This is a genomic window from Streptomyces sp. 5K101 (assembly GCF_046506645.1).
Lineage (GTDB): Bacteria > Actinomycetota > Actinomycetes > Streptomycetales > Streptomycetaceae > Streptomyces.
In genome coordinates this window covers 35880-45693 of sequence record NZ_JBKFFO010000030.1, presented here as the reverse complement: position 1 = coordinate 45693, position 9814 = coordinate 35880, and the positions used below count along the sequence as shown (strand labels likewise).

Genomic DNA, 9814 nt, shown 5'->3' with positions numbered 1-9814 from the left:
GCGTGCGCGGCATGGTGGAGACGGTCCTGCCGGGCCTGCTCTTCGTCACGATCTACACGGTCAACAAGGACCTGCACCTCTCGGCGATCGCCGCGCTCGCGGTCTCGCTGGTGCTCGTGGCCGTCCGCTGTGCCGAAGGCGCCGCCGTGCCGTCAGGACTCGCGGCGGACCGAGAGCAGGTCCTCCAGTTGCTCCTCGCGCGCCTGGGCCGCCACGAACAGCAGTTCGTCGCCCGCCTCCAGCGTCTCCTCCGTGTTCGGCGTGAGCACCCGCGGGCCGCGGATGATCGTGACCAGGGACGTGTCCTCCGGCCACGCCACGTCGCCCACCTGCGTACCCGCCAGCGCGGACTCCGGCGGCAGCGTCAGCTCGACCAGGTTCGCGTCGCCGTGGCTGAAGCGCAGCAGACGCACCAGGTCGCCCACGCTCACCGCCTCCTCCACCAGCGCCGACATGAGCCGCGGGGTGGAGACGGCGACGTCCACGCCCCAGGCCTCGTTGAAGAGCCACTCGTTCTTGGGGTTGTTCACCCGGGCCACGACCCGGGGCACCCCGTACTCCGTCTTCGCGAGCAGCGACACGACCAGGTTCACCTTGTCGTCGCCCGTCGCCGCGATGACCACGTTGCAGCGCTGCAGCGCCGCCTCGTCCAGCGACGTGATCTCGCACGCGTCGGCCAGCAGCCACTCCGCCTGCGGCACCCGCTCCACCGAGATGGCGGTCGGGGCCTTGTCGACCAGGAGGACCTCATGGCCGTTCTCCAGCAGCTCGCCCGCGATGGACCGTCCCACCGCGCCGGCGCCCGCAATAGCCACCCGCATCAGTGACCGCCTTCCTCGGGGCCCTCCGCGAAGGCCGCCTCGACCTTCGCGATCTCGTCCGTACGCATCATCACGTGCACGAGGTCGCCCTCCTGCAGAACGGTCTGCGACGTCGGCAGCACCGCCTCGCCCAGCCGGGTGAGGAACGCGACGCGCACGCCCGTCTCCTCCTGCAGCTTGCTGATCTTGTGGCCGATCCACGCCGGCGACGTGTACACCTCCGCCAGCTGCACCTCGCCGCTCGGGTCGCGCCACAGCGGCTCGGCGCCCGACGGCAACAGCCGCCGCAGCATCTGGTCGGCGGTCCAGCGGACCGTCGCGACCGTCGGAATGCCCAGGCGCTGGTACACCTCCGCACGGCGCGGGTCGTAGATCCGGGCGGCCACGTTCTCGATGCCGAACATCTCCCGCGCCACCCGGGCCGCGATGATGTTCGAGTTGTCGCCGCTGCTGACCGCGGCGAACGCACCCGCTTCCTCGATCCCCGCCTCACGCAGGGTGTCCTGGTCGTAGCCGACTCCGGTGACCCGGCGGCCGCCGAATCCCGATCCCAGGCGACGGAAGGCCGTGGGGTCCTGGTCGACGACGGCGACCGTGTGCCCCTGCTGCTCCAGGGTCTGCGCGAGGGCGGCTCCCACTCGCCCGCACCCCATGATGACGATGTGCACGACCGTCCTTCCGGCTGTCACTGATCCTGTCTCGCTGTCAAGGCCCTCCAGGGTCTCAGACCGCGGCCCTAGCTAAACACGTGCGGTCGCCCCACGGCCCCCGCACGTCACGGGGAGACAGGATTCCGTTAAGGCCCGGGTGGGAAGTGGGCACGACTCATTTCGAACGTTTACGATCCTCCCCGTGTCCAAACTGACCGACGTGCCCAAACGGATCCTGATCGGCCGGGCGCTGCGCAGCGACAGACTGGGACAGACACTCCTTCCCAAGCGCGTTGCACTCCCCGTTTTCGCCTCCGACCCGCTGTCCTCTGTGGCGTACGCGCCGGGCGAAGTCCTGCTGGTCCTGTCCATTGCGGGCCTGTCGGCCTACCACTTCAGTCCGTGGATCGCCGCGGCGGTCGTGGTGCTGATGTTCACGGTCGTCGCCTCCTACCGGCAGAACGTCCGCGCCTACCCGAGCGGCGGCGGCGACTACGAGGTCGCCAACACCAACCTCGGCCCGAAGGCCGGCCTCACCGTCGCCAGCGCGCTGCTCGTCGACTACGTCCTGACCGTCGCGGTCTCCATCTCCTCCGGTGTGGAGAACCTCGGCTCGGCCATCCCGTTCGTCGTCGAGCACAAGGTGCTCAGCGCCATCGTCATCATCGTGCTGCTGACGCTGATGAACCTGCGCGGCGTGAAGGAGTCGGGCAAGCTCTTCGCGATCCCGACGTACGTCTTCGTCTTCGGCGTCTTCACCATGATCATCTGGGGCGCGTTCAGGGGACTCGTTCTCGACGACACCATGCGCGCGCCGACCGCCGACTTCGAGATCAAGCCCGAGCACGGCGGCCTCGCCGGCTTCGCGCTCTTCTTCCTGCTGCTGCGCGCCTTCTCCTCCGGCTGCGCGGCGCTGACCGGTGTGGAGGCCATCAGCAACGGCGTCCCCGCCTTCCGCAAGCCCAAGAGCAAGAACGCCGCGACCACGCTGCTGCTCATGGGCACCCTGGCCGTCACCATGTTCTGCGGCATCATCGGCCTCGCCATGGCCACCGACGTCAAGATGGCCGAGCACCCGGCGCAGGACCTGATCAGCAACGGTGTGCCGGTCGGCCCGGACTACGTCCAGAACCCGGTGATCTCGCAGGTCGCCGCCGCCGTCTTCGGCGACGGAACGTTCTTCTTCGTGCTGCTCGCCGCCGCCACCGCGCTCGTGCTGTTCCTGGCCGCGAACACCGCGTACAACGGCTTCCCGCTCCTCGGCTCGATCCTCGCCCAGGACCGCTACCTGCCGCGCCAGCTGCACACCCGCGGCGACCGGCTCGCTTTCTCCAACGGCATCGTGCTGCTGGCCGGCGCGGCCGTCCTTCTCGTCTGGGTCTACGGGGCCGACTCCACCAAGCTGATCCAGCTCTACATCGTCGGCGTCTTCGTCTCCTTCACGCTCAGCCAGACCGGCATGGTCAGGCACTGGAACCGGCACCTGAAGACGGAGCGGAACAAGGCCAGGCGCCGCCACATGATCCGCTCCCGCGCGATCAACACCTTCGGCGCCTTCTTCACCGGCCTGGTGCTGGTGGTCGTCCTCGCCACCAAGTTCACGCACGGCGCCTGGGTCGCCCTGCTCGGCATGGTGATCTTCTACGGCACGATGAGCGCGATCCGCAGGCACTACGACCGGGTCGCCGACGAGATCGCCGCGCCCGACGAGCCGAGCGACGACACCGTGCGCCCCTCCCGCGTGCACTCGATCGTCCTGGTCTCCAAGGTCCACCGCCCGACGCTGCGCGCCGTCGCGTACGCCAAGCTGATGCGCTCCGACAAGCTGGAGGCGCTGAGCATCAACGTCGACCCGGCCGAGACCAAGGCGCTCCAGGCCGAGTGGGAGCGGCGCGGCATCAACGTCCCGCTGAAGATCCTCGACTCCCCCTACCGCGAGGTCACCCGCCCGGTCGTCGAATACGTCAAGAGCCTCCGCAGCGAGAGCCCGCGGGACGCGGTCAGCGTGATCATCCCCGAATACGTCGTCGGCCACTGGTACGAGCACCTGCTGCACAACCAGAGCGCGCTGCGCCTCAAGGGCCGGCTGCTGTTCACGCCCGGCGTGATGGTGACCTCCGTGCCGTACCAGCTCCAGTCCTCCGAGCTCGCGAAGAAGCGGGCCAGGAAGCGCCAGGAGTGGAACGCGCCGGGCTCGGTGCGCCGCGGTCCGGTCGACGAGCGTTCCAAGCAGCCGGCCGAGAAGAGCTGAGCCAGGGGCCACGTAGACTGGTGGGCTGCCGCTCCGGCAGCCCCCGTCTCACCTCTGGAGTCACCTCGTCATGCAGAACGCACCTGATTCTTCGCTGATCGGGGAGGAGTACGAGGTCGAGGTCGGTCCCGTGGCGCACGGCGGCCACTGCATCGCCCGCAGCGACGAGGGCCGGGTGCTGTTCGTCCGGCACGCGCTCCCCGGCGAGAAGGTCGTCGCCCGCGTCACCGAGGGGTCCGCGGACTCCCGCTTCCTGCGCGCCGACGCCGTGCGTGTCCTGGCAGCCTCCAAGGACCGCGTCGAGGCACCCTGCCCCTACGCCGGGCCCGGCAAGTGCGGCGGCTGCGACTGGCAGCACGCCAAGCCGGGTGCGCAGCGGCGCCTCAAGGGCGAGGTCATCGCCGAACAGCTGAAGCGCCTCGCGGGCCTGACGCCCGAGGAGGCCGGCTGGGACGGCACCGTGATGCCGGCGCCCGGCGACAAGGTCCCGGCCGGCGAGGTGCCCGCGTGGCGCACGCGCGTGCAGTATGCGATCGACGCCGAGGGCCGGGCCGGGCTGCGCAAGCACCGCTCGCACGACGTCCAGCCCATCGAGCACTGCATGATCGCGGCGCCGGGTGTCAGCGAACTGGGCGTCGAGAAGCGGGAGTGGCCGCAGATGGCCGCGGTCGAGGCGATCGCGGCGACCGGATCGAACGACCGCCAGGTCGTCCTCACCCCGCGCCCCGGCGGCCGGCTCCCGCTCGTCGCACTCGACAGGCCGGTCTCGGTTCTCCGGGTCGAGGAGCGCGACGGCTCCGTCCACCGCGTCCACGGCCGCGCCTTCGTCCGTGAACGCGCGGACGAGCGCACGTACCGCGTCGGCATGGGCGGCTTCTGGCAGGTGCACCCGCAGGCGGCGGACGTCCTCGTCAAGGCCGTGATGCAGGGCCTGCTGCCCCGCAAGGGCGACATGGCACTCGACCTGTACTGCGGCGTGGGCCTGTTCGCGGGGGCCCTCGCGGACCGGGTGGGCGAGAAGGGCGCGGTGCTCGGCATCGAGTCGGGCAAGCGCGCGGTGGAGGACGCCCGCCACAACCTCCAGGACTTCGACCGCGTCCGCATCGAACAGGGCAAGGTGGAGCAGGTCCTGCCGCGCACCCGGATCACCGAGGTGGACCTGATCGTCCTGGACCCGCCGCGCGCGGGCGCCGGCAAGCAGACGGTCCGTCACCTCGCGTCCCTCGGCGCCCGCCGCATCGCCTACGTGGCCTGCGACCCGGCGGCACTGGCGCGGGACCTGGCGTACTTCCGCGACAGCGGCTACAAGCCGCGCACGCTGCGGGCGTTCGACCTGTTTCCGATGACCTCGCACGTGGAGTGCGTGGCTATTCTGGAGCCTGCTACAAAGGGGTTCTGACCTGCGGTTTTCCTTGGTTCCTCAGGCGCGCCGGGTGTGCTCGACCTGTTTCCCGAAGTGCACGACGTGAACCACGACCCGTGTTCGTGAGCGCCGCTGACCCGGTGTTTTGCGGGTTGTGCGGAGACGGAGGATATGCCTCATTCGTTCCAGGCTCGTGTGGTGTCAGGTTGTCTTGACGCTCGGACGACGCTCATTTTGACGGTTTGTCAGAGGCATCGGCCGGATGAGGAGAGCGCACGATCCGCCTGCGTCGCATTGAGAGGCGGCTTGGTGTGCCGTTGCGACCGCACACAGGGGGTTCCGCTATGGCGACGCCGGTCCAACGGACAGGGACGCGAACCTCTCGGCCGTCAGTCCTGCGTCGGTGTCTCCCGAAATCGTGCCGCCAGTTCGCTGCGTGAGCGGATGCCGAGCTTGGAGTAGATGTTTGTCAGGTGGTACTGGACGGTCTTGACGGAGATGAACAGCTCCACGGCAACCTGTTGGTTGGTCGCGCCGCCCGCTACGAGGCGGGCCACGGCCTGTTCCTGCGGGGTGAGGCGGGACATGCCCGGGGTGAGGCGGGCTGTGTGCAGGCCGCCGGCCTTGAGTTCGCGGTCGCAGCGCTCGACATAGGCGCGGGCGCCCAGTGCGGCGTAGATGTCGCGGGCGTTCCTCAGGACGGTGTCGGCCTCGCGGCGCTTGCCGGCACGGCGCAGGGTCTGTCCGTAGGCGAACTTGACCCGCGCGCGGTCGTAGGGGAGGGGCAGGTGTTCGAGGTGGGCGAGGGCCTGCTCGAAGTCCTTGCGGGCGGTGTCGATGTCGCCCCGGGCGGCGGTGAGCCGGCCGCGGGCCAGGCCGAGGCGGGCCATGGCGGAGCGGCGGGCGCGGCGGGCGGCCAGGTCCGCGTGCGGGGCGAGGAAGGTGTCGGCCTCGTCGAGGCGGCCGGTCATCACCAGGGCGTTGGCGTACACGTCGGGCCAGGGCCAGAAGCCGGGTTCGTCGATCGATCGCCGCTCCGGCAGGTGGACGACCGGTGAGAGGGCTTCCACGACGCGTTCGTAGTCGCCGCGCGCCTCGGCGACCTGGGCGCGGGCCAGGCAGGACGGGATCAGCATGACCTCGTAGTGGTGCGGGGCGGCGACGGCCTCGCCCACATGGTGCTCGGCCGCCTCCCACTCGCCTCGCAGGGCGTGGAGCTGTGCGCCGGTCCAGTGCACGAGCGGGCGCACCAGCTCGATGCGCACCTCGGCGAGCCGGACGGAGGCCCGTTGCACGGTCTCCAGGGCCTCCGGCCAGGCGCCGAGCGCGAACTGGGTGCGGGCCAACCATCCTTGGGCCCACAGGGAGATACGGGTGGAGCCCATCCGGTAGCCGGTCGGTACGGCCGTCTCCAATCTTCGGCGGGCGGCTTCCGGTGCGTCGTGGGCGAGGTCCACCCAGCCGCGGCCCAGTTGGAAGCGCTGGGACTGGGCACCACCGGGAAGCTTGGAAGCGGCCGCCTCGTAGGCGACCAGGGCCTCGTCGAGCCGACCCGTCATGGCCAGGCCGAGTCCGAGCACGGCTTTCGACTCGACGGCCGAGGGGTGGTCCGGGTCCGCCAGCTCGATGGCGCGGTGGGCCCAGGCGACGAGGTCGTGTCCGTCGAAGTGGCCGAGCGCGTGCAGGACGCGCCGCTGGCAGATCCGGGCCATCAGGTCGGCGTGCCGCTCGGGGGCGCAGCGCTCCCACGCCTGGGCCAGGAAGGTGTCGGCCTCGGCCGGACGGCCGCGCATGATGGCCAGATAGCCGAGGACCACGTCTCGCAGGATGTCCGCGGGGAAGCTCTCCAGTTCCGGGGCGAACGCGGTGGCCTGTGGCACGTCGCCGGCACCGATCATCGCGTCGACAGCACGAAGCAGCCGGTCCTCGCGTGTGGCTTGTCCGGTGCTCAGGCGGCCGGCCCGCACCAGGGCGTCGGCCACGGCGGACCACTCGCCGGCCGAGGCGCGTTCGGCGGCGTACGCGTCGAGTTCGTCGGCGAGCGCGTCGTCCGCGGTGCCGGTGGCGGCCACCCGGTGCGCCAGCCGACTGCCGCGGTCCGTGGTGACCTCGGCGGCGCGGTGGTGCAGCTCGGCGCGGCGGGTGAGCGGGATACCGGTGAGGACGGCGGCCCGGACCAGAGGGTGGGTGAAGGAGAGCTGGGTGCGTCCGGGGTCGATGGTGGCGGTGAGCAGGCCCGCGCCCCGTGCTTCGTCGACCGCGGGCAGGGACTCGTCGACGCCGGCCAGTTCGGAGGCTTCGGCGAGTGAGGCGTCGTCGCCGAGGACGGAGCACGCCTCCACCAGATGGCGGGCGGCGTCACCGCACCGGTCGAGCCGGTGGCGGACGGCCGCGGCATAGCGGGCGGGCGCGGGCAGTTCGGGCCGCCAATCGTGCCAGGTCTCGCGGGGCAGTTCGCGCAGGAGCTGCGTGATGTGGCGGGGGTTGCCCAGGGTGTGGCGGCACAGGTGGCGGGCCGCCGGCAGATCCAGGGTGAGGCCGTGGGCCTCGCGCGCGAGGGTTCGGACGTCCTCGGCGGTCAGTGGCCCGGGACGTATGGCGGTGTCCCGGCAGCCGTCGAGAAACTCCAGGGTGCGCAGCGCCGACAGTGGCAGCTCCTCGTGCGCTCTGCGTGTGTCGTACAGCTCGTACGGCTCGTCCCGCGCGACCACGAGGACCAGCACCCGCTCGTTGCACATCCGGCGCACCGCCGACCGGACGGCGCGCAGACTCTCCGCGTCGGCCCAGTGGGCGTCGTCGACGACCACGACCAGGGGTGCCGTCGCCTGCGCGGTCGTCCACTGGCGGTGCAGGATCCGGGAGGTTTCGAGTACGGCGTCCGGGGTAGCCGGCTCGGGCAGCAGGACGCCGTTGCCCTGGCCGTTCCCGGTGCCGTTTCTGCGGCCGTTGCCGCCGGTGCGGACGAGTTGGTCGGCCACGCCGAGCGGCAGGTCCGACTCCCACGCGACCCCGGTGACGCGAAGCACCCGGGGCGCGGGCCCCTCGGGGCGAACACGCCGGCCTTCCAGGACCGTCTCGACCAGGGCCGTCTTGCCGATCCCCGCCGGTCCCTCGACCAGCACCAGGGCGGGATGCCCCGCGCAGGCGGAACCGAACGAGCGGGTCAGCGCGGCGATCTCGCCGGCCCGCCCGATCAGGCTTCGCTGCAGCTCAGGGCGGTCATTCATGTGCCAGCACGCTAGCACCGCCGCCCGCCAGGGGCCCGGGGACGGAGACCGCCTCCGCGGAAGCCGGCTCGGCGGCCCGGCGTGGGACGAGGCAGGTCACCAGGGTGCCGAGGACGGCGACGCCGGCGAAGACGTAGAAGGCGCCGCGTGGGGAGAGCCCGGCGCCCATGAGCGCCCCGCCGACGAGAGGGCCTCCGATGCCGCCCAGCCGGCCGAATCCGGCGCACCAGGCGACGCCCGCCGCGCGGGCCGCGGTGTCGTAGTAGGTGGAGACGAAGCCGTAGATGAGGACCTGGGTGCCGATGGTGCCCACACCGGCCACCGCGACCAGGGCCAGCAGGATGCCGAGCGACAGCCCGAGCGGGAGCAGACACAGGGCGGCCGCGGCCAGGGCGAACGTCGTGGCGATCACCCGCCGCGGGCCGAGCCCGTCGGCGGACCGGGAGGCGATCAGACCGCCGACGATGGCACCGCCGTTCAGGGTGAGCAGGAAGAGCAGGGCGTACGACTTGCCGAAGCCGCTCTGCCCCATGATCTCGGGCAGCCAGGTGTTCAGGGCGTAAGTGAGCAGCAGGCCGGAGCAGCTCATCAGTCCGAGGAGGAGGGTGGCCGGGGCGTAGCGGCGGGTGGCGAGTGCGGCGAAGCCCACCTTGGTCTTCTCCCCCGGCTCGCGCGGTGCCGTCTCGGGCAGGGGCACGCCCGTGCGCTCGGCGACCTGACGGGCTCGTACGACGTTTCCGCGGGCGAGCAGCCACTTCGGCGACTCGGGCAGCCGCAGCACGGTGACCGGCAGGAGCAGGACGAGGGGGGCGGCACCGAAGAGGAACAGCAGGCGCCAGCCGTCGCCGTCGGAGGCGAGCAGCGCCAGCAGGGCCGCGAGCACACCACCGGCCGGGACACCGCTGTAGACGATCGCGTTGTACACGTTGCGGCGGTGGGGCGGGGCGAACTCGGCGATCAGCGCGCCGGCGGTCGCCACGAGCGCGCCCACCCCGACGCCGGTGAGGAAGCGCAGGCTGCCGAAGACGGTCATGTCGGTGGCGAACGCGCCCAGCCCCATGGCGATCGAGAACCACGCGATACCGGCCAGCATGACGCGGCGCCGTCCGACGTGGTCGCCGACGGCGCCCGCGATCAGGGCGCCGACCATGACGCCGATGAGCGCGTACGAGCCGAGCGCGCCGGCCTGGGCCGGGGTGAGGGCGCCGATCTGGCTCGGGTCGCGGAGCAGGACGGGGACGACCGTGCCGTAGACGACGAGGTCGTAGCCGTCGAAGACGAGGGTGACGGCGGTGATGGCGACGACCCAGCGCAGGGTGGCGCGGTGCCGTGGGTCGAGGGCTCTGTGCTGCGGAGTGTTCATCGGGGACCCCAGGTTGGTGTGAGCGGACAGGGCTATCTCCGCTGCCCGGCCGTGAAAGGGGAGGAGGCCGGGCGGCGGCGTGCGGGGAGATGATCTGCATCAACGGGGTGGGGGGCAGCAGGTGTGGGGACGGGAGTGA

Annotated in this window: 6 protein-coding genes and 1 pseudogene; 3 read left to right on the top strand and 4 right to left on the bottom strand. The window is 71.4% G+C overall.

Translation table 11 applies throughout. The features are described from left to right. A pseudogene (locus ACLB9X_RS31980) lies at positions 1-128 on the top strand (DUF3159 domain-containing protein); the annotation flags it as partial. A 24-nt stretch (positions 129-152) separates the two neighbouring features. On the opposite strand, the gene ACLB9X_RS31975 reads toward ACLB9X_RS31980, so the two are convergent. After that, positions 153-821, bottom strand: coding sequence for a potassium channel family protein (locus ACLB9X_RS31975; RefSeq protein ID WP_410363927.1), 669 nt, complete (start codon positions 819-821; stop codon positions 153-155). Next, positions 821-1489 (bottom strand): potassium channel family protein, encoded by a 669-nt coding sequence (locus ACLB9X_RS31970; protein ID WP_410363926.1) that lies wholly within the window; start codon positions 1487-1489, stop codon positions 821-823. The genes ACLB9X_RS31975 and ACLB9X_RS31970 overlap by 1 nt, the downstream gene beginning before the upstream one ends. 184 nt (positions 1490-1673) lie before the next feature. Here ACLB9X_RS31970 and ACLB9X_RS31965 point away from each other — a divergent pair, with 184 nt between their 5' ends. Together ACLB9X_RS31965 and ACLB9X_RS31960 are read left to right on the top strand one after the other, a co-directional pair. Beyond that, entirely contained in the window at positions 1674-3722 is a 2049-nt protein-coding gene (locus ACLB9X_RS31965) for an APC family permease (RefSeq protein ID WP_410363925.1), read from the top strand. A gap of 70 nt (positions 3723-3792) precedes the next feature. Beyond that, complete coding sequence (locus tag ACLB9X_RS31960) at positions 3793-5121, top strand: class I SAM-dependent RNA methyltransferase (protein WP_410363924.1); 1329 nt, start codon at positions 3793-3795, stop codon at positions 5119-5121. 353 nt (positions 5122-5474) lie between these two features. Here the strand turns inward: ACLB9X_RS31960 and ACLB9X_RS31955 are convergent, their stop codons facing one another. Both ACLB9X_RS31955 and ACLB9X_RS31950 read right to left on the bottom strand, forming a co-directional pair. Next, complete coding sequence (locus tag ACLB9X_RS31955; protein WP_410363923.1) at positions 5475-8312, bottom strand: helix-turn-helix transcriptional regulator; 2838 nt, start codon at positions 8310-8312, stop codon at positions 5475-5477. Next, complete coding sequence (locus ACLB9X_RS31950; protein ID WP_410363922.1) at positions 8305-9675, bottom strand: MFS transporter; 1371 nt, start codon at positions 9673-9675, stop codon at positions 8305-8307. The genes ACLB9X_RS31955 and ACLB9X_RS31950 overlap by 8 nt, the downstream gene beginning before the upstream one ends. Positions 9676-9814 lie beyond the last annotated feature (139 nt).

Bases quoted from the DNA above. Each gene is read 5' to 3' on its own strand.
- ACLB9X_RS31975 (WP_410363927.1), bottom strand. From the start codon at position 821: ATGCGGGTGGCTATTGCGGGCGCCGGCGCGGTGGGACGGTCCATCGCG.
- ACLB9X_RS31960 (WP_410363924.1), top strand. From the start codon at position 3,793: ATGCAGAACGCACCTGATTCTTCGCTGATCGGGGAGGAGTACGAGGTC.
- ACLB9X_RS31955 (WP_410363923.1), bottom strand. From the start codon at position 8,312: ATGAATGACCGCCCTGAGCTGCAGCGAAGCCTGATCGGGCGGGCCGGC.
- ACLB9X_RS31950 (WP_410363922.1), bottom strand. From the start codon at position 9,675: ATGAACACTCCGCAGCACAGAGCCCTCGACCCACGGCACCGCGCCACC.